Genomic DNA, 23,932 nt, shown 5'->3' on the forward strand with positions numbered 1-23,932 from the left:
AACTATTCCGGATAGCCGGTGATGTCGGCGATCTCGCGGTACAGGGGCTGCAGCCGCGCATACATCTTCTGGTACACGCGCCGATACAGCTGCTCGTAGATCTTGCGGTGCTCGGGATGGGGCTGGAATACCTTGCCCTTGCGCGTCATCGCCTGCACGGCGGCGGGGAAATCCGCATGCCAGCCCAGACCCACGCTGGCGGCGATGGCCGCGCCCAGGCCCGAACTTTCATACACGTGGGCGCGCGCGGCCGGCAAGCCGAAGATGTCGGCCGTCAGCTGCATGGCGGCGTCGCTTTGCGAACCACCGCCCGCGATGCGCAGCTCCGTGATCGCGATGCCGCTGCGCCGCTCGATGCGCTCCTTGCCTTCGCGCAGCGCATACGCGAGGCCTTCGAGAATGGCGCGGTAGATGTGCGCGCGCGTATGCACATCGCCAAAGCCGATCATGGCGCCCTTCGCTTCCGGCCCCGGCACCTTGATGCCGGGACTCCAGTACGGCTGCAGCATCAGGCCCATGGAGCCGGGCGGCACGGCGTCGACCAGGCGGTCGAACAAGGCTTCGGCGGACAAGCCCGTGCCATCTTCGGCCGCCGCCGCCCGTTCGCGGTCGCCGAACTGCTCCTTGAACCAGTTGACCATCCAGTAGCCGCGGAAGATCTGCACTTCCGTGCTGTAGGCGCCCGGCATGGCGGCCGGATACGGCGGAATGAAGCGCGTCACTTCCACGTACTTGCGGTTGGTCGTGTTGATGGTGGCCGTGGTGCCGTAGCTCAGACAGGCCACGTGCGGTTCGACGCAGCCGGCGCCCAGCACTTCGCAGGCCTTGTCGGCGGCCGCCGCCAGCAGGGGCGTGCCCTCGGGGATGCCCGTCGCCGCGGCGGCCGATGCCGTGATGGCGCCCATGCGCGTGCCCGGCGTCACCAGCTCGGGCAGCATGGACGGCTTGATCGCCAGCGCCTGCCACTTCCAGTCGAAGCGCCCGGCCCACGCATGGCGCTTGTAGTCGAACGGGATGTACGCCACTTGCGAGCCCGTCGAATCGATGTATTTTCCGCAGAGGCGGTGGTTCAAAAAGCCCGACAGCAGCAGGAATTTGTGCGTGCGGCGCCAGATGTCGGGCTGGTGCGCGCTGATCCAGTTAATCTCGGCCTCGCGGCGGAAGTACGTGATCGTGCCATCAAGGCGCGTGGCGCGGAAGGCGGCGCGCCACCATGGCGCCAACTGGGGGATGTCGCGCGTGCTGCGTTGGTCCAGCCAGGTGATGGCGGGCCGCAAGGGCTGGCCCTCTTCATCCACGTTGACGACCGTGCCGCGCTGCGTCGTCACGGCCACGCCGGCTACCGACGATTTGACTATGTCCGTGCCGCGCCACAGCTGCTGGCACGCTGCGCACACGGCTTGCCAATAGCCGTCGGCGTCATGCTCGGCCCAGCCCGGGTGGTCGGAATAGTACGCTTCCAGGAACACTTGCGCCTTCGCCGCCAGATTGCCATCGCGGTCGAACAGCAGCGCGCGCACGCTTTGCGTGCCATTGTCGATGGAGAGAATGTACGGCCCAGGGCCGGACTCGGTCGCCATGGCATCAGCCCAGGCTGGCCAGCGCGGCGCGCAGCGCCTGCAGCAGCGCCTGCGGATCTTTTTCCGGCCGGGCGCTGAAGACAGGCGCTTCCCAGTCCTGGCCCCGCACTGCCACCACGCGCAAGCGTCCCTGTTCGTTCCAGGCCGGATACCAGCCCACGTCGACGATGTCGCCATTCGCGCACGTGATTTGCAGCAGGTCTTCTCCCAGGTCGTCGACGAGGACGTCCACGCTCTGGCGCAAGTCCAGCGGCGACAGGCTGTCGTAGGTGATGCGCGCGTCGCCCAGTTCCAGGGGCTGGCCAAACAGGATGGTCTCGATGATGCTCTCCTTTTTTATGGTTTTCATTCACCCTGCGGCACGCTGTAATGGCGGCGCCACAGGGCCAGGTAGCGCTGCTGCTCTTCTTCCCATCGCGCGTCGTCCCAGCCCAGTTCACGCTGGCAGATGGCGCGCAGGCGCGGCATGATAGCAAGCCCACCGCCGGCCAGCTGCAAACCGAGGCGTGTGCGCCGCAGCAGCAAGTCGTCCAGGTGCTGCACGTCCTCGTTGCGCGCGCCCCAGCGCAGCTGCGCCCACAGGGTCTGCGTGCCGGGAATCGGCGCCAGTTCGCCGTCCTGCGCCGCATCGCACAGCGCCTGCGCCCCCGCGCCATGACGGCCCAGCAGCCGTTCGCGCTGTTCGGCATCGAGCGCCAGGGCCTTGCCCGACAAGGGCGGCACGGCATCGAAAATCGGCAAGGGCCGAAAATTCGCCTGCCAGCCCGGCAGCAGCGGCGCGGCGCGGCGCAATGCGTCGAGGGCGATCACGCGAAACGTCGTCAGCTTGCCGCCCGCCACCGTCAGCAAGCCGTTTTCCAGCCATAGCGCATGTTCGCGCGCTTCCTTCGACGGGTCAAGCTGGCCGCTGCCGATCACGGGACGCACGCCGGCAAACGTGGCCAGCACATCGCCTTCGCCCAGCGCCAGTTGCGGGAACTGCCACTGCAAGGCGGCCAGCAGATACGCAAGTTCGCCGCGCGTGATGGCCGGCTCCACGTCCAGGCTGGCGCCGTGGTCGACATCGGTGGTGCCCACCAGCGTCACGCCCTCCCACGGATAGGCAAACACGGGGCGGCCATCATGCGGGTGCATCAGGCTGACGGCTTGCGCCAGCGGCAGCCGCCAGGCGGGCAGCAGCAGATGGCTGCCGCGCAGGGGCCGCAGTTTCGGCGTTTCTCCCACCTGGCCCCGCAAGGCGTCGGCCCAGGCGCCCGTGGCGCTGATCACCAGGCGCGCACGCACGGTGAATGCCCTGCCATCGAGCGCATCGGTCAAGGTGGCGCCGGCGACCTTGCCACCGTCGCGCAGCAAGGACGCCACGCCCAGGTAATTGACGGCCACGCCGCCATGGCGCCGCGCTTCCTGCAGCACGCGCAGCACCAGGCGCGCATCGTCCGTCTTGGCGTCCTGGTACAGCATGCCGCCCTGCAGATCGTCGCGCCGGATGTGCGGCGCCAGCATGGCAAAATCCGCCGCATCGACATAGCGGCGCGCGCGCCGGCCCGCCATCATGTCGTAGATGGCCAGGCCCAGCATGAACTGGCGCCGCCCCGGCTTCCTGCCCGTATAGTCGCCAAAGGCAAAGCCTTGCGGCTCGACCAGCCCGGCCGCATCCGTCAGCAAGGCTACCCGCTCGTGCACCGATTCGCGCGTCAGCGCGAACTGGCCCTGCTTCAGGTAGCGCAAGCCACCATGCACGAGCTTCGAGGAGCGGCTCGACGTGCCCCAGGCGAAATCGCGCTGCTCCACCAGCAGCGCCGTCAAACCGCGCCGCGCCGCTTCCAGCAAGATACCGGCGCCCGTGATGCCGCCGCCGACGATCAGCACGTCCCACTCGCGCGCCAGGATGCCGGGCAAATCGTCCCTGTTCACAATCCGCTGCCCGCGTCAGGCAGCAGTTTGCCCGGATTCATCATGCCCTGCGGATCGAACTGGCGCAGCAGCGCGCGCATGGCGGCGATGCCCAGCTCTCCCTTTTCGGCCGCCAGCCACGGCGCGTGGTCCGTGCCCACGCCGTGCTGGTGGCTGATGGTGCCGCCGTTGGCGACAATGGCGGCGCCGGCCGCGTCTTTCAGGGCACGCCAGCGCGCCATGTTTTCTTCATACGTGGCCGCCAAGCGATACACATAGGTGGTGTAGACGCTGGCGCCCTGCGCATACACGTGCGACAGATGCGTGTATGCGTGCACCTGCTCGCCATGCGCGGCCAGCGCATTGGCGCCCGCCTGCTCGAGCGCCGCCATCATCGGGGCCACGCGGGGCCAGTCGACGGCCGTTTCCACCGTGTCGATCACATAGCCGTGCTCCCACGCGCCGTTGCGCAGGTAGACATTGCGAAAACGCCCCTGCTTCCATTTGTCGCCCATGTGGCGCCCCACGTGCACGCCGCCATGCCGCCGCGCCAGCGCCAGGGCGCCGCGCAGGGCCGCACGGGCCAGTTTTTCCTCTCCGCTGACGCCCAGCATCAGCATGCACTTGCCGTCGCCGCAGCCGCGCAGCGACAAATAGCGTTCCAGCAGTCCCACCAGTTTCTTGTGCCCGGCCAGGGTCAGCATGGTTTGCGTTTCCAGGGCGTTCGACAGGCGCAGCATGCACAAGGGCAGGCGCGACTGGGCCAGCGCCCGCACGGCCGCCTGCGCCTGGCCCCAGTGCGCAAAGAACACGGCGTGGAATGCTTCGTAGGGCGGCAGCGGCGAGACGCGCACCGTCGCTTGTGTCAGGATGCCCAGCCGCCCTTCGGAACCGAGCACCATTTCGCGCAGGTCGATGCCGGCCGCCGAAGCGGGAAACGTGGGGATGCGCAAGGTGCCGGCCGGGGTTTCCACTTCACCGCCCGCGAACAGCTGCTCGATACGGCCATAGCGCAACGATTGCTGGCCCGACGAGCGCGTGGCGATCCAGCCGCCCAGGGTCGAATACTCGAACGACTGCGGATAGTGGCCCAGCGTGTAGCCCTGCGCGCGCAGTTGCGCTTCCAGGTCGGGGCCATACACGCCCGCGCCGAACGTGGCCAGCTGCGCTTCGCGGTCCAGGTGGCCCAGCGCGCACAGGCGCGCGAGGCTGAGCGACAGCACGGGGCGCGGTCCCGCCGCTACCGTCAAATGCCCGGCCACGCTGGTGCCGCCGCCGTGCGGGATGACGGCCACGCAGGCCTGGCGCGCATACGCGAGCAGCTGGCGCACCTGCAGCGCGCTGTCGGGAAAGGCCACGCCATCGGGCACGGCGCCGATGCGGCCATGGCGCAATTTGAACCAGTCGGGCAGGCTTTGACCGAGCGCATGGCGCACGCGTGTGGCAGGCGTGGTGTCGATCAGCGGATGCGGCGCCAGGCGCGAAGCGGGCACCTGTGCGCAGGCGTCGTCGAAGGTGGCATCGACGATGCCGCTGCCCGGCCCCAGGCGCTCGCGCAAAAACGCCAGCGCGTCCCCGCTCAGCGCATACGTGATGCTCTCGTCTCCCCAGCCATTCCAGCGTTGCATCGACATCCCCTATATTCGGCCAGTTGCGCGCCACGGCGGCTTGCTATACTGTTCTTGCCTGATTTTCTTGCTAGATCAATAGCATATGCCGCCACAGACGAAGGGTATTGGTTTTTCATGACAATCGCATTGTTCCATCATGACAAGCACTGACGGCCGGGTCGCCGGCGCCTATCTGCTGCCGCTGCTCGAAGCGGCCGGCGCGCACGGCATCGATGGCGTCACCCTGGCGCAAGCGGCCGGCGTGGCGCCGCACAGCCTGGAAGCGTCCACGCCCGGCCTGGCCGCGCGCGACTACGTGCGCCTGCTCGATGCGGGCGCGATGCTGGCGGGCGATGCGCATTTCGGCCTGCACGTGGGCCAGCGGGTGCGCATGGGCACGTACAGCGCCTATGGCTTGATTTTACTCAGCTGCAGCAACGTGGGCCAGGTGCTGGAACAGACGGCCCGCTATGAACGGCTGGCGCACGACCTGGGCCAGTCGGCCCTGCAGCGCGATGGCGCCGTCGCGCACTACCGCTGGACCAGCAACTACCCGGGCGCCAGCCGGCACCTGGTCGACAGCGTCTTTGCCGGCATCCGTGTCAGCGGCGACTGGCTGGCCGGCATGCCGCTGCCGCCGGCCAAACTGGCATTCACCCACGATGGCGGCGGCGACTTGCTGCGCCACGCGGCCCACCGCGACGAATACGTGCGCGTGCTGGGCAGCCTGCCCGCCTTTGGCGCGGGTGCCAACACGGCCACTTTCGACGCGCAATTGCTGGACTGGCCCGTGCCGAACGCCGACGTCAGCCTCTACCCCGTGCTGTGCCAGCATGCGGAACAGTTGCTGGCGCAGCGCGAGGCTGAAACGGACACCGGCGGCGCCATCGACGCGCAAGTGCACGCGGCCATCGTGGCAGGCTTGCGCCAGGGTTCTGCGCGGCTGGCCACCGTTGCCGCCGCATTGGCCGTGACGCCGCGCACCTTGCAGCGCAAGCTGGCCGACGCGGGCACCAGCTTCCAGGCCCTGCTGGACCAGGCCAGATACGGCCTGGCACGCGACTATCTGCGCGAGCCCCATTTGTCGCTGGTCGACATCGCCTTCCTGCTCGGCTACCAGGAACAAAGCGCGTTCAACCACGCGTTTCGCACCTGGGCGGGCACCAATCCCGGCGCCTGGCGGCTGCAGGAAATCCTTGACAGGCAGCAAGCCCCATAGACGTGCGCGGGGCATGTACACCGCGTTTTCTCGCTATACTGGCAAAGTCAGATTTTCCACGATCACTCCAACCCGCAATGCAAAGGATTAATATGCAACTCAAAGACAAAGTCGCACTGATTACCGGCGCCGCCAGTGGCATCGGCAAGGAAATGGCCATCGAATACGCAAAACAGGGCGCCAAGGTCGTCATCGCCGACCTGGTCCTGGAAGCGGCCAGCAAGACGGCCGAGGAAATCAAGCAGTCGGGCGGCCAGGCGTTTGCCGTCGCCATGGATGTCTCGAGCGAAGAACAGGTCGACAAGGGCGTGGCCGATGCCGTGGCCCACTTCGGCGGCATCGATATCCTGATCAGCAATGCGGGTATCCAGATCATCAGCCCCGTCGTCGACTACCCGTTCGACCAATGGAAAAAGATGCTGGCCATTCACATGGACGGCGCCTTCCTCACCACGCGCGCCTGCATGCGCGAAATGATCAAGGCCGGCCGCGGCGGCGCCATCATCTACATGGGTTCCGTGCACTCGCACGAAGGCTCGCCGTTCAAGAGCGCCTACGTGGCCGCCAAGCACGGCTTGCTGGGCCTGGCCAAGGTGGTGGCCAAGGAAGGCGCGAAGGACGGCATCCGCGCCAACGTCATCTGCCCGGGCTTCGTGCGCACGCCGCTGGTCGACAAGCAAATCCCCGAACAGGCGGCCCAGCTGAACATCAGCGAAGAAGACGTGATCAAGAAAGTGATGCTGAAAGACACCATCGACGGCGAATTCACCACCACGCAAGACGTGGCGCAAACGGCCGTCTTCCTGGCGGCATTCCCGTCGACGGCCTTGAGCGGCCAATCGATTGTCGTCAGCCACGGCTGGCATATGCAGTAAACACGCAGCGTCTCCGGCAGGCGGCGCCGTCCGCCTGCATCACCGCATCTGAAAGTCCCCAATTGCAAGACAACACTTACCGCCACCCGCGCGCGGGCTGGCCGGGGCGGCTCTTTGCCGCGCTCGCCAATTGCACGCGCTTTGCCAAGGTGCGCCAGGCCGTCATGTCACGCCTGCCCTTCCTGACCTTGCACAGCGACGTGCGCGACGTCGTCTACGTGAGCTGGCTGGTCGATGCCGCTGCCGCGCAGCGGCTGCTGCCCGCCGGCGTGACCCTGTGGCAGCGCGATGGCAAGACGCCATTCACGGTGCTGACCTACCGCCACGGGCATTTCGGCCCGGCCCTGCTCGGTCCCTTACGCAAGCTGCTGCCGTCTCCGCTGCAAAGCAACTGGCGCTTGTACCTGGACCACACGCCAGCGGGCGCGCCGGCCGTGCCCTGCGTGTATTTCTTGAAAAATATCATGGACAGCTTGCCCCATGCGCTGGGCACGCGGCTGTTCAGCGACATCCTGCCGAGCCACCTGGCCGACAACATGGCGCTGGAAGTCACTGCCACGCAGGCGCGCTGCACGATCACGCCCGGTGTCGGCAGCGCCCCACTGCTCGATATGCAGGCGGACATCATGGCGGAGCATGGCCTCGATGCCGACTGGCAAGCGCCGTTCGGCAACTGGCACGATGCCGTCGCCTTCCTCGCCTGCCAGGATGCGGCCATCGCGCACGTGCCGCGCAACGGCAAGCTGGTCTTCGGTGAAATCGACTTGCCCGTCGATGTGGATCAAGTGCAGGCGCTGACGGCCTTGCGCGCCGACTGCGGCTTGCTGGGCCAGCTGCCGCCCCTGTCAACCCCGTTTGCCTTTCTCGTGCCCGAGGTTGCCTTCAAGGCGCTGTCAGAGCGCCTGCTGTAGCGCGGCGGCGCTCAGGTGGCGCGCGCACGGGCGTCGCCGGCCCACCGCGTCGCCGTTCCAGCTTAAACAAGGCCATCGCCTGCTCCAGCTGCAGAGTCTGGTCTTGTAGCGACGCCGAGGCGGCCGCCGATTCTTCCACGAGCGCCGCGTTCTGCTGCGTTACTTCATCCATCTGCGTGACGGCCATGTTGACCTGGCCGATGCCGTGGCTTTGCTCGCGCGAAGCCGAGGCGATCTCTTCCATGATGCCGTGCACGCCCTGCACGGCGCCCAGCATTTCGACGCTGCTCGCGCCCGCCTGCTGCGCCAGCTTCGCGCCCGCCTCCACCTGCGCCAAAGACGCCGTGATCAATTGCTTGATTTCCGTGGCGGCCGCCGCGCTGCGGTGCGCCAGGCTGCGCACTTCGCCCGCCACGACGGCAAAGCCGCGACCCTGGTCGCCCGCGCGCGCCGCTTCCACGGCCGCGTTCAAAGCAAGGATATTCGTCTGGAAGGCAATGCCTTCGATAATGCCCGTAATGTCGCCGATCTTCTTCGATGAAGCGTTAATGTCCGCCATCATGCTCACCATCTGGCCGACGAGTTCGCCGCCGCGCCCGGCCAGGCCGTGGACTTTGCCCGCCATGTCGCTCGCTTGCACGGCGTTGCCGCTGTTTTGCTGCACCGTGGCCGCCAGCTGCTCCATGCTCGACGCCGTCTGCTGCAGGGCCGACGCCTGCGCTTCCGTGCGGCCCGACAAGTCCATATTGCCGGCGGCGATTTCCTGGCTGGCCATGCTGATGCGCAGGAAATTGCCGCGCACGTCGCCGACGATGGAGTGCAAATTCACGCGCAGCTGGCGCAAGGAACGCAGCAGCTGCCCCATTTCGTCGCGCCGTGTCGTGTCGAGCTCGCCCGTCAAGTCGCCGCCCGCCATCACGTCACAGGCCTGGCGCGCCTGCTGCAACGGTTGCAGCACGGCGCGGTGCAAACTGTGCCAGAAATACAGGGTTGCGCCCAAGGCCAGCACGGACAGGCCCGTCAGCCAGCCGCCCGCGCCGGCCGGCAGCACGCCCGCATTCCACGCCAGCTGCAACAGCAATACCAGGCTCAGCAAGCCCAGATTCCAGCCGATGCGCTTGCCCAGCGGCAGGTCACGCAAGCTCGCCAGCCTGGCCAGCCAGCCCGTGCGCACGGCCGCGCCCTGGCTGATGACGATGCCATCGGCCTGTCCCGCCTTGATGCGCGCATACAGGGCCGACGCCTGCGCCACCTGCTGGCGCGTCGGCTTGGTGCGCACGGACATGTAGCCGACGGCCACGCCATCCTCGACCACGGGCGTCACGTTCGCGAGCACCCAGTAGTAATCGCCATTCTTGCAGCGGTTTTTCACCATGCCGCTCCACGAACGGCCCGAGCGGATGGTGGCCCAGAAATCGGCAAACGCTTCGACCGGCATGTCCGGATGCCGGAGGATGTTTTGCGGCGCACCGATCAATTCTTCCGCGCTGTAACCGCTGACGGCGATGAAATACGGGTTGGCATAGGTGATATTGCCTTGCAAGTCGGTAGTCGAGACGATGGTCTCGCTATCGCTCAAATTGATTTCGGTATCGCTGACGGGAAGATTGAGTCGCATGGTCGGATCCTTGGCTGTAGCCCTTGCTGGCACGGGGGAACGGTCAAATGCGGCACGGCAGCAAGCCGGCTGCAATCTGCACCGATACATTAATTTTAATATTTAATTATTAATTTAAATCGGCAATTTTGACGGATGAGATTGCCTTGTGGATCTGCAAATATTGCAGACGGCGGCGTGGCTGCGGGGGGGATGGCGGGAATGATGCCGGAACAGCCTGGCTGTCCCGGCGGAAAAACGTCTAACGGGGAACGTAGCGCCAGTTACCGCTCTCGAGCATGAAGGTCAGTTCCGTCTTGATGGCTTCCGGACGGCTCGGCACGCTCAATTCCGTATCGCATGCGAGGTAGCCCGTCTTGCGCTTGACGTCGCACTCGTTGACGGCCTTGACCTGCATGGTGCTTTGCGCTTCCTGCATCTGCACGTCCTTGGCCGCTTCCGGATTGCGCGCCACTTCTTCCTTGGCCCACGCGCGTATCATCGCTTGCGCCTCGGCCGGCGACGGCCCCGCGAACTTGGCGTTCTTGCGCTCGACGCCGACCCAGGTATCGCCCTCTTTACGCAGCGGCAGTACATTAAAGGCATCGCGCATGCCGGCGCTCATCCCCACCAGGCACACCACTTCGCCCGGCACTTCCTGCGAGTCCTGGCAGCCGGCCAGGCTGGTGACCTTGATGACGAACGGCATGCTCGACTGCGTCTTCGCTTGTGTCTTGGCGACGCCCGCCTGCACGGCGGCATGGATTTGCTCAAGCGTGGGCATGGTGGCGGCATGGGCCGGCAGGGTGGCGAACAGGGCGGCGGTCAGGGCGATGGAAGTCAGGCGCATGAGTATCGAGTGTAGTGAGTTAAGGCCGGCAGTCTAGCACTTTGCATAAAAACAGCTGTTTCTATAGAGAATTATTCACGGCATCGGGCGCGAGAAAGGCCCCGCCCGCGTCCGCCTGTCCGCGCAGGCGCAAGCCGATGGCCCGCAGCATCTCGACCAGTTCGCGCAGACGCAAGCCCTCATCCGTCAGCCGGTATTCCACCTTGACGGGCACTTCCGCGTAAATCGTGCGCGTCAGCAAGCCCGCTTCTTCCAGCGCGCGCAAGTCCAGGGTCAGCATGCGCTGCGAGATATTCGGCACGGCGCGGCGGATTTCGCTGAAGCGCTTCGGCCCCGCCATCAGATAGCTGAGCAGCACCACCCGCCAGCGCCCGCCCAGCAAGCGCATCGCTTCTTCCACGGCGCAGCCGGAGACATTATCTTTCATGGTTCGCTTCCAACTTGGTATAAAAAATGTACCTATACCACATTATTCTGCCTTCTTCCAAATAGTAACCATCGCGATTAGACTGCTCTTCCCTCACCTCATCGGAGTTTGACTTGGAAACCACCCTGATCTACAGCGTGCCGTTCGGCTGCTCGTTTGCCGCCATCGCCGCCCTCGAATGGAGCGGCCTGCCGTATCGTCTGGCCCGCGTGGAAGCGCGCGACCCGGCCAGCAAGCAGCATCCGGCCTTTCTCGCCATCAATCCCCTGAGCCAGACGCCGGCCCTGCTCACGCACACGGGTGCGCCGCTGCTGGAAAGCATGGCGATCCTGCTGCACCTGGCCGCCCGCGCGCCAAGCAGCGGCCTGGGCTTTGCCCAAGGCACGCCAGACTACGACCGCCTCAACAGCGTGCTGTCCTTTTTGCACACGACGTTTCACGCGGCCTTTATGCCCGCCTTCCAGGCCGCGCGCGCGGCACCGGACGATGCGCGCGCGGCCGTCTGGCGCGAGATGGCCGTCGAGAAGGTGAACAAAAGCCTGGCCCACCTGGAGCGCCTGCTCGAGGGCCGCACTTGGCTGGCATCGGACACGGCGCCGACCATCGCCGACGCCTACCTGGCCGCCACGGCGCGCTGGGCCGAACCGCTGCAACTGGCCAGCCTGGCCGATTATCCGAACACGGCGCGCGTGCTGGCCGCGCTGGAACAAGACCCCAGCATCCGCTTTGCCCACGCCATCGAAGACGGCTTGCCGGCCGCCAGCCGGGGCGGTTTCCTCGGGCACGTGGCGCTCGACCAACTGGCAGCAAAGGCCGGCTAACCGGCGGTCAACTCCCGCAGCAGGCGCGTCTTTATTGCTATGATGTCGGGCTGCCGGCGGTACAGCCGGCCACGTCAATACCATATCGATAACGTCGCAATATAAAACGGGAGTTTGAATGAGTTTACGTCTGCTGCTCTTGGGAGCATTCAGTGCCGCCATGGCCACCACTGCCGCCGTGCCGGCATTGGCCGCGCCGCGCGGTTTCACCGTGGAAGACATGGTGGCCATGGAACGCGTGGGCAGCCCCGTGCTGTCGCCGGACGCCACGCGCGTCGTCTACACGGTGCGCACCACCAACCTGGACAAAAACCGTGGCAACACGCAGCTGTGGATGATCGACCTGCGCGCGCCGAACGCGGCGCCACGCCAGCTCACGCGCGGCGATGCCAGCGCCAGCGACCCGCAATGGTCGCCGAACGGCGACGCCATCTACTTCCTCTCCGGCCGTTCCGGCTCATCGCAAGTGTGGCAACTGCCCCTGAACGGCGGCGAAGCGGCCAAGGTCACCGACCTGGCGCTGGACGTCGACACCTACCGTTTGTCGCCGCAGGGCGACCGCCTGGCCTTCAGCATGGGCGTCTTCCTCGATTGCGCGGACCTCGCCTGCACGAAAAAGCGCCTCGATGACAAAGCCAAGAACAAGGCAAGCGGCATGGTCTACGACCAGATGTTCGTGCGCCACTGGGATACCTGGGCCGATGGCCGCCGCAACGCACTGTACTCGGCGCCGATCGATGCCACCGGCAAGGTCAGCGCCACGCCCGTCAGCCTGAGCGGCACCCTCGACGGCGACGCGCCATCGAAACCGTTCGGCGACAACGGCGAATACCACTTCAGCCCGGACGGCAAGACCGTGGCCTTCTCCGTGCGCGTGGCCGGCCGCACGGAATCGTGGTCGACCAACTTCGACGTCTACACGATTCCCGCCGCCGGCGGGCAGGCGCCACGCAACCTCACGGCCGACAATCCGGCCTGGGACGCGAAAGCCACCTGGTCGCCCGATGGCCGCACCCTCGCCTATGTCGCCATGACCAAGCCGGGCTTCGAAGCGGACCGTTTTCATCTGGTGCTGATGGATGTTGCGACCGGCAAGAAGCGCACCGTGGCCGACGACTGGGACCGTTCCGTGGCCGACTTCCGCTGGACGCCGGATAGCAAGGCCTTCCTCGTTTCCGCCGATGACGTGGGCCAGCACCGTCTGTTCCACATCGACGCGGCCAGCGGCAAGGTCGCAGCGCTGACGGGCAAGGGCGCCGTGGGCGACTTCGACGTACGCGGCAACACCATCGTGCTGGCGCAGGCCAACCTGGCTTCGGGCGCGCAGCTGTACACGCGCAAGCTTGACGCCAAGTCGGAAAACGCACCGATGGTGCAGCTGACGAAACAGAATGCGGCAGCCCTGGCCGACGTGCGTTTCGGCGAATATGAACAGTTCTCGTTCGCCGGCGCGAATGGCGAGACCGTCTACGGCCACGTCATGAAACCGTGGAATGCCAAGGCCGGTGAAAAATATCCAATCGCTTTCCTCGTTCACGGCGGCCCGCAAGGCAGCTTCGGCAACAGCTGGAGCTACCGCTGGAATCCGCAAGTGTATGCGGGCGCCGGCTACGCCACCGTCTTCATCGACTTCCACGGTTCGACCGGCTATGGCCAGAAGTTCACGGACTCCATCAGCGGCGACTGGGGCGGCAAGCCGCTGGTCGACTTGCAGAAGGGCCTGGAAGCGGCCACCAAGAAGTTCCCATGGCTGGACCGCGAGCGCAGCTGCGCGCTGGGCGCCTCGTACGGCGGCTACATGATGAACTGGATCGCCGGTAACTGGCCGGACGGCTTCAAGTGCCTGGTCAACCACGATGGCGTGTTCGACAACCGCGGCATGGCTTACGCGACGGAAGAACTGTGGTTCACGGAATGGGAAAACGGCGGCCCGTACTACGACGCACCGGCCAAGCACGAGCAGTTCAACCCCGTCAACTTCGTGAAAAACTGGAAGACGCCGATGCTGGTGGTCCAGGGCGACCTTGATTTCCGCATCCCGACCGCGCAAGGCCTGGGCACCTTCACGGCGCTGCAGCGCCAGGGCATCCCGAGCAAGCTGCTGGTCTTCCCTGACGAAAACCACTGGGTACTGAAACCGGCCAATTCGCTGCTGTGGCATCACACCGTTTTGGATTGGTTGAATACCTACACGAAAAAATAACCAATAAAGCAAAATCAGGGGTCAGACCCGGCGGGTCTGACCCCAGCTCTACGCTAGCCGCACAGCTCACGCCTGCGGCTTTTTTACGTCCGTCAAACTACATCAATACGTACTGAGCGCCTTGGCAAACTTCACGATCCACAAGCGGCTTGGACGCTCGCGGTCGTCGCCGCGGGCCACGCGGATGGTGTTGGCGGCGTTGCAGCCGGCCGCGCTGCTCGTGACGATGGTGCCGTTCGCATCGACCGTGCACTTGGTCACGTCGGCGCCATCGACTTCCACGCCATTCGCGTCAAAGACCTTGGTTTTCAGGCCGAAGTCATTGTCGTTGGCCAGCGCAATGGTGGAGTCGTCGATCAGGGTCAGGCCTTCGGCCTTCTCCGCCGCCCAGCCGATGGCGTTCAAGTCCAGCAACATGGTTTTCTTCAACGGCGTGACGGCCGTCCAGTCGGCGCCATTGACGGCCGCGCCGCCCATGCTGCTTTTTTCCAGATCCGACGTCGCCGCGTTGAAGGCGGCGGCCGCGATGTCCGTGGCCCCCTTCAGTTCGACCAGCATCAGTTTATTGAACACCTTGCCCGACGGCGCGGCGCCCTGCTCGATGACGAGGAATTTGCCGCCGCCCAGCGCCACCATGTCGCCCAGCTTGGCGTTGCCCGTGCGGCCATCCTGGTAGTCGGCCGCATTCAGCGGATACGCATACATCTTGCCGCTGGTGCCCGTCACCGGGTCGAATTCGATCCAGCGCGTGAAGCGGGCGAAACGCTCGACCTGTTCATTCTTCTTCGTCACCGAATACGGCGCAGTACCGTCGGACAGGGGGCTTTGCAGGAACGCATACAGCTTGTCGTTGCTCGTATCGAGCGTCATGCCTTCCATGCCGCGGTTGGCGCGGCGCTTGGCGAACAGCGCCGGCAAGCCCTTGCCGGGCTCGTACTTGGCCTGGATGATGCCCGTGGCCGCATCGATCTTGACGATGAACGGGCCGTATTCGTCGGACACCCACAGCGCGTTGCGCTTGGTATCGACGACGATGGACTCCGAATCAAGACCGCCCGCATTGAAGACAGCCTTGCCTGCCGCGTCGAACTTCATCGCATCCATGACGGGAATCTCGGCCGAATTACCGACGGCGCCCACGGGCACGGGCAAGCCCGAGCTGTTGACGGTGGCCGATACCTTGATCGGCGTCGAGGAACTCAGGACGGCGCCGTTCTTGCCCACCGTGAGCACGCCGAACGAAGGCGTGAAGCTCGGCGACGGGAATATCTTGCTGCCAATCGTGCCCTTGCCCGATGGATCGGGCACCAGCGGGCCATCGCCGTTCGGACCGCGATCCGTCAAGCCATAGAATTCCAGGTCGCCCGCCGCATTTTTGCCCTTGTAGGCCAGGCCCGAACCATACGATGGCAAAAAGCCGTTCGGGAATTCGCCCTTGATCTTGGCGTTCGCGCCTTCGTACGGCACGTAGAACTTGCTGTCCGCCTGGATCTGGTAGCGCGTCACGGTGACTTTCACTTCGCCGACCGGGTTGGCTTGCGTCAGCGCCTCGTTGACGGGCGCGCCCGCTTTCGAGGCCAGGGTGTCTTCGAAATGCTCGCGCACGAGGGCGCGGCGTTCCGCATCGACCGTGCGGCCGGCGAACTTCGCGCCCACGGCAGTCAAATGCGCGGACAGGGCCGCGTTGAAGACGGCCGGGACGGCGGCAAAGTCCAAGGTCTTGCCGGCCAGCGCGGCCTTCACTTCCGCCGTCAATTTGATGCCGTTCGACGGATCGCTGTCCTCGTCCAGCAATTGCAGCGCCAGCAGGCGGTTGACGACCTTGTCGTCCGCCACGTTGGTGCTGGCGGCCAGCGCCAGCGGCGTGACGACGGGGCCGCATGGGGCCGAACCCAGGGCCAGGCCGCCCACGCTGAAGGCTACCGTATCGCCCGGGTTGCAAATGAACTCGCCCTTGGCATTGGTGCTGGCCTTGGCCGCGCTGCCGGCCACGTAATCGAGCCCTTCCACCGCGCCGTCGAGGAACACTCCCGTCTGCGCCACGGGCTTGGCCGGCTCATTGTGGCTGTCGCTGCCGCCACAGGCGGCCAGGGCCAGGCCGGCGGCGATGGCCAGCAGGGTCAGTTTCGGGGTGGACGTTACGACAGTCTTCATGCATTCCTCGGCTAGGGTGGGATTGAAGCCGTGGAGGATAACTGCTCAAAGTGACAAGCCCATGACAGGTATCACGGCGGTGGCGTATCCGCAACAGGCCCGCCGATACCGCCAAAGCGCCCATCGGCCTGGCGCCGGAATTCCTTGGGCGTGACGCCCTTCACCTGTAAAAAGCGGCGGTTGAAATTGGCCACGTTCTGGAAACCCACGTCGTAGCAGACATTCGATACGTATTGATCCGTATCCATCAGCAGCTGGCAAGCCTTGTTGATGCGCAGGCGGTTCATGAAATCCGTAAAGCTGTTGCCCGTCGCCTTGCGGAAGAAGCGCGAGAATTTACTCAGCGACATTCCCACCTGCTCGGCCAGCATTTCCGCCGAAATCGGCTCGCGGTAATTGTCCGTGATGTAGTTGAGGACGGAATTGACCTTGGCCAGGGTGGCGTCATCGTCGTAGGAACGCAGGGAGGCGCTCGACAGCAAGCGGTAATTGGCCGTGCGCGCCAGCTTGCTCATTAATTGCACGAATTCGGCGAAGCGCTCGGCGCCGTGCGTGGCGCGGATGCGCGCCAGGTGCCGCTCGGCCTCGTGGCCCATGTCGAAAAACTCCACGCCATAGCTGGAGCGCTCGAGCAGCGGCAGCAGCTCGCGCAATTCGGGAATGACGCGCGCGGCGCCGGCCAGCGGCGCGTGGGCGAATTGCACGATCATGTCGCGCAGGGCCACGCCGCCTTCCGGCATCACGTTGGATATCCAGTTGTGCGGCAGGCGCGGTCCCGTCAGCACCAGGTGGCCCGGTGAAAACTCGCCGATATAGTCGCCCACGAACAAGCGCCCGCTGGTGGCGACGATCAGGTGCAGCTCATACTCTTCATGGCAGTGCCAGCGCACGCGCGAGCTGGGATAGCCATGTTCCAGGTAATTGATGATGCCGTCGTAGCTTTCGCGTTCCAGTTCGGGCGCCTTGCGCTCGCTGTCCTTCTGCCATCGGTATTCCATGCTTGTCTCTCCCAGGCTGTCCCCGCCTGTGCCATCCAATGTACCTCAAAAAGCGTCACTCGCCAAAGCGGCCCAGCGCCTGCTGGCGAAATTCCTTCGGCGTCATGCCCTTCAATTCCAGGAAACGGCGGTTGAAATTGGCCACGTTATTGAACCCCGCCTCGTAGCAGATGTTGCTGACATAGCGCTCCGTCTCCATCAGCAGCTGGCACGCCTTGTTGATGCGCAGGCGGTTGACGAAGTCCGTGAAGCTATTGCCCGTGGCGTGGCGAAAGAAGCGCGAAAACGTCCGCTCGGGCATGTCCACCTGCTCGGCCAGCTGCTTCAGCGAGAACTGGCTGCTGTAATTGTGCACGATGAAATTGATGGCGGAACTGATGTGCGCCAGCGCCGCGTCGTCGTCGCTCGACTGCATCGGCACCGTCGACAGCAGCTGGTAGTCGCTGGTCTGCGCCAGCTCGCCCAGCAAGGTCAAAAATTCGATGAAGCGCGGCAGGCCGCTGCTGTCGCGGATGCGCCGGAAGCGCCGCAACGATTGCTCGCTGACGCCAAAGAATTCCACGCCGTGCAAGGCGCGCTGCAGCAGCGGGAAAACATCCTTCAATTCGGGAATGGCGGCGGCCATCGACGCCAGCGGCGCATGCGAAAATTGGACCACCATGTCGCGCAGGGCCACGCCTTCGGGCGGCGTGTCGAGCGAGACCCAGTTGTGCGGCACGCGCGGCCCCGTCAGCACCAGGTGGCCAGGCGTGAACTGGCCGATATAGTCGCCGACAAAGACCTTGCCGCTGCTCTCGACGATCAGGTGCAGTTCGTACTCGTCATGGTAATGCCAGCGCACCAGCGCATTCGGAAAGCCGTGCTCGAGGTAGCGGATGAAGCCGAAACTGCCTTTCGGCTCGAAGCCGGGCGTGGCGTCGCGCTGCTGTTCCAGCTCCATCTGCGGCAAGCAAGCGTCGGCTTTGCGTGGCATGGCGCGCCCTCCCCGTCAGGCGACGATCTGTTCCAGCGCCCCGCGCGCACCCAGTCCATACAGGCTGGCCAGCGCTTGCGCCACCGCCTGCGCAAACGCTGGCGTGTCGCTCAAGTCGCCGAACAGTTCGCGCAGGGACAGCAGCGCCGCGGCGTCCGCGCCGCCCTGCAGCGCCAGCGCGCGCAGACGCACCGCATACGGGTCGTTCAGGGGCATCTCGCGCCCCTGCTCGTCATGGCCTTCCAGGTAGCGGAACCAGCAGGCCACGGTAAACGCCAGCAGCTTGATGGCGCCGCCCTGTGCCAGCGCTTCGCGCACGGACGGCAGCACGAATTTCGGGATGCGCGCGGAGCCCTCCGTGCCGATGCGCGCCAGCTGGTCGCGCACGGCCGGATTCGAGAAGCGCTTGATCAGGGTAGCCTTGTACCGTTCAAGGTCGATGCCTTCCACTTCATCCAGCAGCGGCGTGACCTCGTCATCCATCATGCGCCGCACGAGCGCGCGGATACCAGGATCGCCCATCGCTTCGTGCGCAAACGTGTAACCGAGCTGCATGCCGATGTAGCACAGTGCCTGGTGGCTGGCATTCAAGAGGCGCAGCTTCATCTTTTCATACGGCAGCACGTCGTGCGTCATCTGCGCGCCCACCTTTTCCCAGGCCGGCCGGCCCTGCGGGAACTCGTCTTCGATGACCCACTGGCGGAATGGCTCGCACACGACGGGCCAGGCGTCGATGATGCCGAAGCTGTCGCGCACGAGCGCCCGGTGTTCATCGGTGGTGGCCGGCGTGATGCGGTCGACCATGCTGTTGGGGAAGCTGCCATCGGTGGCCAGCCAGCGCGCCAGCTCAAGGTCGCGCAGGGCGAGAAAGGCCAGCAGCATCTTGCGCGTGACGTCGCCATTGTTTTGCAGGTTATCGCAGGACATGATGGTAAACGGCGCCAGGCCCCGCTCGCGGCGCAGGGCCAGCGCGGCGGCCAGGTAGCCGAACGAGCAGCGCGGCGATTCCGGATGCGCCAGTTCATGCACGATGTCGGGGTGGGCCGCATCGAATTCGCCCGTGCCCTGGTTCACATAATAACCGCCCTCGGTGATGGTCAGCGCGACGATGCGCGTGCCGGGGTCGGCCAGCTTTTCCAGCACGGCTTGCGGGTGGTCGGGCGCGTACAGGTACTCGCCGACGCAGCCGATGATGCGGGCAGAGTCGCCCGCCGCGCTGCGCTCGACCACCGTGTACAAGCCATCCTGCGCCCGCATGGCGTCGCGCATGGCAGCGTCGTGCGCCAGCAAGCCCACGCCGCAGTATCCCCATTCCACGTTGCCGGGCAAGGCCAGCAAGTCATCGAGGTAGACGGCCTGGTGGGCGCGGAAAAAGCCGCCCACGCCGATATGCACAATGCTGGGCACGAGCGTCTCGCGCACGTATGCGGGCACGGCCACGTTCCCTGCCAGCTTGGCCAGGTTCGTCTGTTTCAGTTCAATGGCGCTCATTTCAAACTCCCTTGGCGGCGGCATAGGTCTTGCCGGCGCGGTCAAAATAATGGACGAAGCCCGGCTCGAACGTCAGATGCGTCTGCTGGCCCGGCTGCAGGCTGCTGCGCTCGGCGCCGCGCGACACCACCTGCACGTTGTTCGGCAAGCGCACATAGGTCAGGGTTTCCACACCCAAGGACTCCACCAGGTCAACGGTGACGGGAACGCTGCCCGGCTGCGCCGCGCCCAGGTGCACGTGTTCCGGGCGGATGCCGATAAAGCCGTCCGCCTGCGCCGCGCTGCCCGCCTGCGCCAGCAACTGCGGCGCCGCATCGGCAGGCACTACGTTCATGCTGGGCGTGCCGATGAATTGCGCGACAAAGCGGTTGGCGGGACGGTCATACAGTTCCAAGGGCGAGCCATGCTGCTCGATCTGCCCGTCGCGCAGCACCACGACACGGTCGGCCAGGGTCATCGCTTCGACCTGGTCGTGGGTCACATAAATCGTGGTGGCGCCCAGTTCGCGGTGCAGCTTGGCGATCTCGATGCGCGTCTGCACGCGCAGTGCCGCATCGAGATTCGACAGCGGTTCATCGAACAGGAACACTTTCGGATCGCGCACGATGGCGCGGCCGATGGCCACACGTTGGCGCTGGCCGCCCGACAGTTCCTTCGGCGTGCGTTCCAGGTATTTCCCCAGGTCGAGGATGGCGGCCGCCTTATCCACCTTTTCGCGGATGATGGCGGGATCGACGCCGGCCAGTTTCAGCGCGAACGACATATTCTGGAACACCGTCATGTGCGGATACAGCGCATACGATTGAAAGACCATCGCCAGGTCGCGCTTGGACGATGGCAGGGCCGTGATGTCGCGCCCGTCGAGCGACAGCTTGCCGCCGTCGATCGGTTCCAGGCCTGCGATCAGGCGCAGCAAGGTGGACTTGCCGCAGCCGGACGGCCCGACGAAGACGACGAACTCGCCCTGTTGGATTTCCAGGTCGATGCCCTTGATGGCGCGGTGCTCGCCAAAGAATTTTTCGATATTGCTCAGTTGAAGGTAAGCCATGATTGTGTCTCTATTCTGTAGTTTATTTGACTGCGCCGAAGGTCATCCCCTGGACCAGTTGTTTTTGGCAGAACCAGCCCAGCGCCATGATGGGCGCAATCGCCATCAGCGAAGCGGCCGACAATTTGGCCCAGAACAGGCCTTCCGGGCTCGAATACGAGGCGATGAGCCAGGCCAGGGTGCCCGCGTTGGACGCGCCCAGGTTCAGCGACCAGAACGATTCATTCCACGACCACACCATGCAGACCAGCGCCGTGGAAGCGATGCCGCCCACGGACAAAGGCAGCACGACGTGGCGGAATTCATCCCACACGGTGGCGCCATCCATACGCGACGCTTCGAGGATTTCGCGCGGCAGCTCCTTCATGCTCGTGTACAGCAGCCAGATCATGATGGGCAAATTCATCAGCATGAACATGATGGTCAGGCCGATGCGCGTATCGAGCAGGCCGAAGTACTGGTAGCAGATGTAGATGGGCATCAGGGCGCCCACGCCGGGCATGTAGCGCGAGCTGAGCATGAATTTCAGCAAGCCGATGGTGCCGCTCGTGGGAAAGAAAGCCATCGAATACGCTGCCGGAATGGCGATCAAGAGGCCAATGGCCGTCGACAGCACGCTGGTAAACAGCGAGTTCCACGCGTAGCCGAAGTAATTGTCGCGCGCCAGCACTTCGCGGAAGCTGTCCAGGGTCGGTGTGAAGAACAGCAGCGGCGGTGTGGAAATGGCTTGCCCTTCCGTCTTGAAGGCCATCAGGCCCAGCCAGAAGATGGGAAAGAACAGCAGCAGCGCGAACAGCCAGGCGGCGGCTGTGCGGCCATACAAATTGAGTTTGCTATGCATCAAGGTCTCCTTATTTCGACAGATTCTTGCCGATGACGCGCATCAGGAAGAAGGCGGCGATGTTGGCGATGAGCACGGCGAACAGGGCGCCGGCCGAGGCCGCTCCTACGTCATACGACAGCAGCGCCTGCTGATAGATCATGAAGGTGATGGTGGTCGTGTCGAAGCCGGGACCGCCGCCCGTCGTGGTAAAGATTTCCGCAAAGATCGACAGCAGGAAAATCATCTCGATCATCAGCACCACCGAGACGGCGCGGCCCAGGTGAGGAATGTAGAGGTAGCGCAACTGCTGCAGATAGGTGGCGCCATCCATGCGCGCCGCTTCCAGCTGTTCCCGGTCCATCGATTGCAGGGCCGTCATGAAGATCAGGCAGGCAAACGGCAGCCATTGCCACGAGACCATCATGATGATGGAAAACAGCGGGTGGGCCGACAGCCAGTCGACGGGCGTGGCGCCAAAGAAAATACTGATTTGTGCGAACAGGCCGTAGATCGGATTGAGCAACATGTTCTTCCACATCAGGGCATTCACGGCCGGCATGATGAGGAAAGGCGAAATCAACAGCACGCGCACGATGGCGCGCCCCGGGAACGCTTCATTGATCAGCAGCCCCAGCGCCGTGCCCAGCACCACCGTGATCAGCATCACGGAAAACAGCAGGGTGAACGTGTTCTGCAAGGCCGGCAGGAACGAGGCATCGGTAAAGAAAAAGTGGAAATTGGCGAGGCCATGGAAAGGATGGCCGCTCGGATCGAGCATGGAATAGCGCACGAACGCGTAATACAGGGTGATCAACAGCGGGATCACGGAAATGACGGAGACGGCGACCACGGCCGGCGTCAGCAAAGTCCGGGGGATAATGCGTTTCATAGTGTTCTCTTGGGGCAAGGGGAAATCTGGGGTCAGACCCGGCGGGTCTGACCCCTGCTTTACGCCGTTGGGGTAAGCAAACTACTCGACAAGGACGCTGCGTTATTTGTAGTAGCCGCCCTTGCGCATTTCTCTTTCCGCCGTCTGCTGCGACAACTCCAGCGCCTGGTCCACCGTCACCTTGCCCAGCAATGCCGCCGCCATCTGCTGGCCGGCTGCCACGCCGATTACCTGGAATTCGGGAATCGATGCGAATTGCACGCCGACATATGGCGATGGCGGCAAAGTGCTTTGCACGGCGCGCGTGGTGGCCAGGGCCTTGCCTTCGGCGGCGGCAAATTTCGCCACTTTCTGGAACTCGGGGCTCGCATAGGTCGACTTGCGCGTGCCCGTCGGCACGTTGGCCCAGCTCGTTTCTTTGGCCACCAGTTTCACGTAATCGGGCGACGTGGCCCAGTTGATGAAGCGCTGCGCTTCATTCGGGTGCTTCGAGCTTGCAGGAATCGCCAGCGACCAGATCCACAGCCAGTTGGCGCCCCGCTCCGTCACGCCGACGGGCGACTGGGCGAACGCCACCTTGTCGGCCACCTTGCTTTGCTTGGGATCAGTGATGAAGGAGGCGGCAATCGTCGCGTCGATCCAGATGCCGCACTTGCCCTGGTTGAACAGGGCCAGGTTTTCATTGAAGCTGTTGGCGGCCGCGCCCGGCGGGCCGTATTTCTTCATCAGGTCGACGTACATGTTGACCGCGTCCTTCCACGGCTTGCTGGTAAATTGCGGCTTCCATTTCATGTCGAACAGCTGGCCGCCGTAGGAATTGGCCATGGTGGTGATCAACGCCATGTTATCGCCCCAGCCCGGCTTGCCGCGCAGGCAGATGCCGTACACGCCGTTGGCCGGATCGTGCAGCTTGGCCGCCACGTCGCGCAGCTGGTTCCAGGACGGGCGGTCCTCAATCGTCACGCCCGCTTTTTTCACCAGGTCGCTGCGGTACATGATCATCGAGCTTTCGCCATAGAACGGCGACGCGTACAGCTTGCCGTCGCCGGACAGGCCTTCGCGGATGGCGGGGAGCAAGTCGTCGATATCGTATTTGGCGTCCGGCTTGATGGGAATCAGCCAGTTTTTCTTGCCCCAGATGGGCGTTTCATACAGGCCGATGGTCATCACGTCGAACTGGCCGCCCTTGGTGGCGATATCGGTGGTCATGCGCTGGCGCAAGACGCCCTCTTCCAGGGTCACCCATTTGAGCTTGATGTCGGGATTGGCTTGCTCGAAGAACTTGCTGAGCTTTTGCATTTCGATCATGTGGCCGTTGTTGACGGTGGCGATGACCAGGTCGGTGGCGGCAAAAGCGGACGAGCTGAGGCAGCCGGCGATCAGCGCGGCAATGGCGGAACGTTTCATTGTGTGTCTCCAGTGTTTTTTGTCGTTGGCAATGCCCGATTACTTGGCACCACGACCACAATGTAGCACCGGACTTTGATACTTTCTGATACTCCAAAACCGCAATTCGATACTCTTTTGCAAGCCCATCATGCGCAAGAGTATCGATATGTAGCAAAAACAA

At 64.5% G+C, this 23,932-nt stretch carries 20 protein-coding genes; 5 read left to right on the forward strand and 15 right to left on the reverse strand.

All coding sequences use genetic code 11. The features are described 5' to 3' along the window. Positions 1-2: 2 nt before the first annotated feature. Genes KO538_RS23945 through KO538_RS23960 form a run of 4 tightly spaced genes read right to left on the reverse strand, consistent with a single transcriptional unit; the run spans position 3 to position 5,101 of the window. Complete coding sequence (locus tag KO538_RS23945) at positions 3-1,580, reverse strand: FGGY-family carbohydrate kinase (protein WP_219329849.1); 1,578 nt, start codon at positions 1,578-1,580, stop codon at positions 3-5. Positions 1,581-1,584: 4 nt separating this feature from the next. Beyond that, the gene (locus KO538_RS23950) at positions 1,585-1,929 is read right to left on the reverse strand and encodes a hypothetical protein (RefSeq protein WP_219329850.1); all 345 of its coding nucleotides are present in this window, start codon (positions 1,927-1,929) and stop codon (positions 1,585-1,587) included. Continuing rightward, positions 1,926-3,494, reverse strand: a complete 1,569-nt coding sequence (locus KO538_RS23955; protein ID WP_219329851.1) for a glycerol-3-phosphate dehydrogenase/oxidase — start codon at positions 3,492-3,494, stop codon at positions 1,926-1,928. Before KO538_RS23955 ends, KO538_RS23950 begins: the two co-directional genes overlap by 4 nt. Next, positions 3,491-5,101, reverse strand: coding sequence for an FAD-binding oxidoreductase (locus tag KO538_RS23960; RefSeq protein ID WP_219329852.1), 1,611 nt, complete (start codon positions 5,099-5,101; stop codon positions 3,491-3,493). Before KO538_RS23960 ends, KO538_RS23955 begins: the two co-directional genes overlap by 4 nt. Before the next feature lie 139 nt (positions 5,102-5,240). Here KO538_RS23960 and KO538_RS23965 point away from each other — a divergent pair, with 139 nt between their 5' ends. From KO538_RS23965 to KO538_RS23975, 3 genes are all read left to right on the forward strand, one after another. Further along, entirely contained in the window at positions 5,241-6,302 is a 1,062-nt protein-coding gene (locus tag KO538_RS23965; RefSeq protein WP_219329853.1) for an AraC family transcriptional regulator, read from the forward strand. Between the two features lie 92 nt (positions 6,303-6,394). Further along, on the forward strand, positions 6,395-7,177 hold the full coding sequence (locus tag KO538_RS23970) for a 3-hydroxybutyrate dehydrogenase (protein WP_046684805.1): 783 nt from the start codon (positions 6,395-6,397) through the stop codon (positions 7,175-7,177). Between the two features lie 62 nt (positions 7,178-7,239). Further along, complete coding sequence (locus KO538_RS23975) at positions 7,240-8,088, forward strand: DUF2071 domain-containing protein (RefSeq protein ID WP_219329854.1); 849 nt, start codon at positions 7,240-7,242, stop codon at positions 8,086-8,088. On the opposite strand, the gene KO538_RS23980 is transcribed toward KO538_RS23975, so the two are convergent. From KO538_RS23980 to KO538_RS23990, 3 genes are all read right to left on the reverse strand, one after another. Beyond that, positions 8,060-9,706, reverse strand: coding sequence for a PAS domain-containing methyl-accepting chemotaxis protein (locus KO538_RS23980; RefSeq protein ID WP_219329855.1), 1,647 nt, complete (start codon positions 9,704-9,706; stop codon positions 8,060-8,062). The two genes, KO538_RS23975 and KO538_RS23980, sit on opposite strands and share 29 nt — an antisense overlap. A gap of 241 nt (positions 9,707-9,947) precedes the next feature. Continuing rightward, positions 9,948-10,535 (reverse strand): hypothetical protein, encoded by a 588-nt coding sequence (locus KO538_RS23985; protein WP_219329856.1) that lies wholly within the window; start codon positions 10,533-10,535, stop codon positions 9,948-9,950. 61 nt (positions 10,536-10,596) lie between these two features. Continuing rightward, on the reverse strand, positions 10,597-10,962 hold the full coding sequence (locus KO538_RS23990; protein WP_219329857.1) for a helix-turn-helix domain-containing protein: 366 nt from the start codon (positions 10,960-10,962) through the stop codon (positions 10,597-10,599). Positions 10,963-11,075: 113 nt separating this feature from the next. Here KO538_RS23990 and KO538_RS23995 point away from each other — a divergent pair, with 113 nt between their 5' ends. Both KO538_RS23995 and KO538_RS24000 read left to right on the forward strand, forming a co-directional pair. Continuing rightward, on the forward strand, positions 11,076-11,783 hold the full coding sequence (locus tag KO538_RS23995) for a glutathione S-transferase family protein (RefSeq protein ID WP_219329858.1): 708 nt from the start codon (positions 11,076-11,078) through the stop codon (positions 11,781-11,783). A 118-nt stretch (positions 11,784-11,901) separates the two neighbouring features. Continuing rightward, positions 11,902-13,986, forward strand: coding sequence for a prolyl oligopeptidase family serine peptidase (locus tag KO538_RS24000; RefSeq protein WP_374106881.1), 2,085 nt, complete (start codon positions 11,902-11,904; stop codon positions 13,984-13,986). Between the two features lie 102 nt (positions 13,987-14,088). Here the strand turns inward: KO538_RS24000 and KO538_RS24005 are convergent, their stop codons facing one another. From KO538_RS24005 to KO538_RS24040, 8 genes are all read right to left on the reverse strand, one after another. After that, a complete protein-coding gene (locus KO538_RS24005; protein WP_219329859.1) occupies positions 14,089-16,140 on the reverse strand; it encodes an esterase-like activity of phytase family protein in 2,052 nt (683 codons plus the stop codon). A gap of 71 nt (positions 16,141-16,211) precedes the next feature. After that, entirely contained in the window at positions 16,212-17,138 is a 927-nt protein-coding gene (locus KO538_RS24010) for an AraC family transcriptional regulator (protein ID WP_219329860.1), read from the reverse strand. Positions 17,139-17,193: 55 nt separating this feature from the next. Continuing rightward, the gene (locus KO538_RS24015; RefSeq protein WP_219329861.1) at positions 17,194-18,111 is read right to left on the reverse strand and encodes an AraC family transcriptional regulator; all 918 of its coding nucleotides are present in this window, start codon (positions 18,109-18,111) and stop codon (positions 17,194-17,196) included. 15 nt (positions 18,112-18,126) lie between these two features. After that, positions 18,127-19,602 carry a mannitol dehydrogenase family protein gene (locus KO538_RS24020; RefSeq protein WP_219329862.1) on the reverse strand — a complete coding sequence of 492 codons (1,476 nt, stop codon included), beginning with the start codon at positions 19,600-19,602 and terminating at the stop codon, positions 18,127-18,129. A gap of 1 nt (position 19,603) precedes the next feature. Beyond that, positions 19,604-20,650, reverse strand: a complete 1,047-nt coding sequence (locus tag KO538_RS24025; RefSeq protein WP_219329863.1) for an ABC transporter ATP-binding protein — start codon at positions 20,648-20,650, stop codon at positions 19,604-19,606. A gap of 22 nt (positions 20,651-20,672) precedes the next feature. After that, a complete protein-coding gene (locus KO538_RS24030) occupies positions 20,673-21,491 on the reverse strand; it encodes a carbohydrate ABC transporter permease (RefSeq protein WP_034758454.1) in 819 nt (272 codons plus the stop codon). A 10-nt stretch (positions 21,492-21,501) separates the two neighbouring features. Continuing rightward, positions 21,502-22,362 (reverse strand): carbohydrate ABC transporter permease, encoded by an 861-nt coding sequence (locus KO538_RS24035; RefSeq protein ID WP_219329864.1) that lies wholly within the window; start codon positions 22,360-22,362, stop codon positions 21,502-21,504. Positions 22,363-22,464: 102 nt separating this feature from the next. Then, positions 22,465-23,769 carry a sugar ABC transporter substrate-binding protein gene (locus KO538_RS24040; RefSeq protein ID WP_176390914.1) on the reverse strand — a complete coding sequence of 435 codons (1,305 nt, stop codon included), beginning with the start codon at positions 23,767-23,769 and terminating at the stop codon, positions 22,465-22,467. Positions 23,770-23,932 lie beyond the last annotated feature (163 nt).

The organism is Janthinobacterium sp. NKUCC08_JDC, from assembly GCF_019345575.1.
Taxonomy (GTDB): domain Bacteria; phylum Pseudomonadota; class Gammaproteobacteria; order Burkholderiales; family Burkholderiaceae_D; genus Janthinobacterium; species Janthinobacterium aestuarii.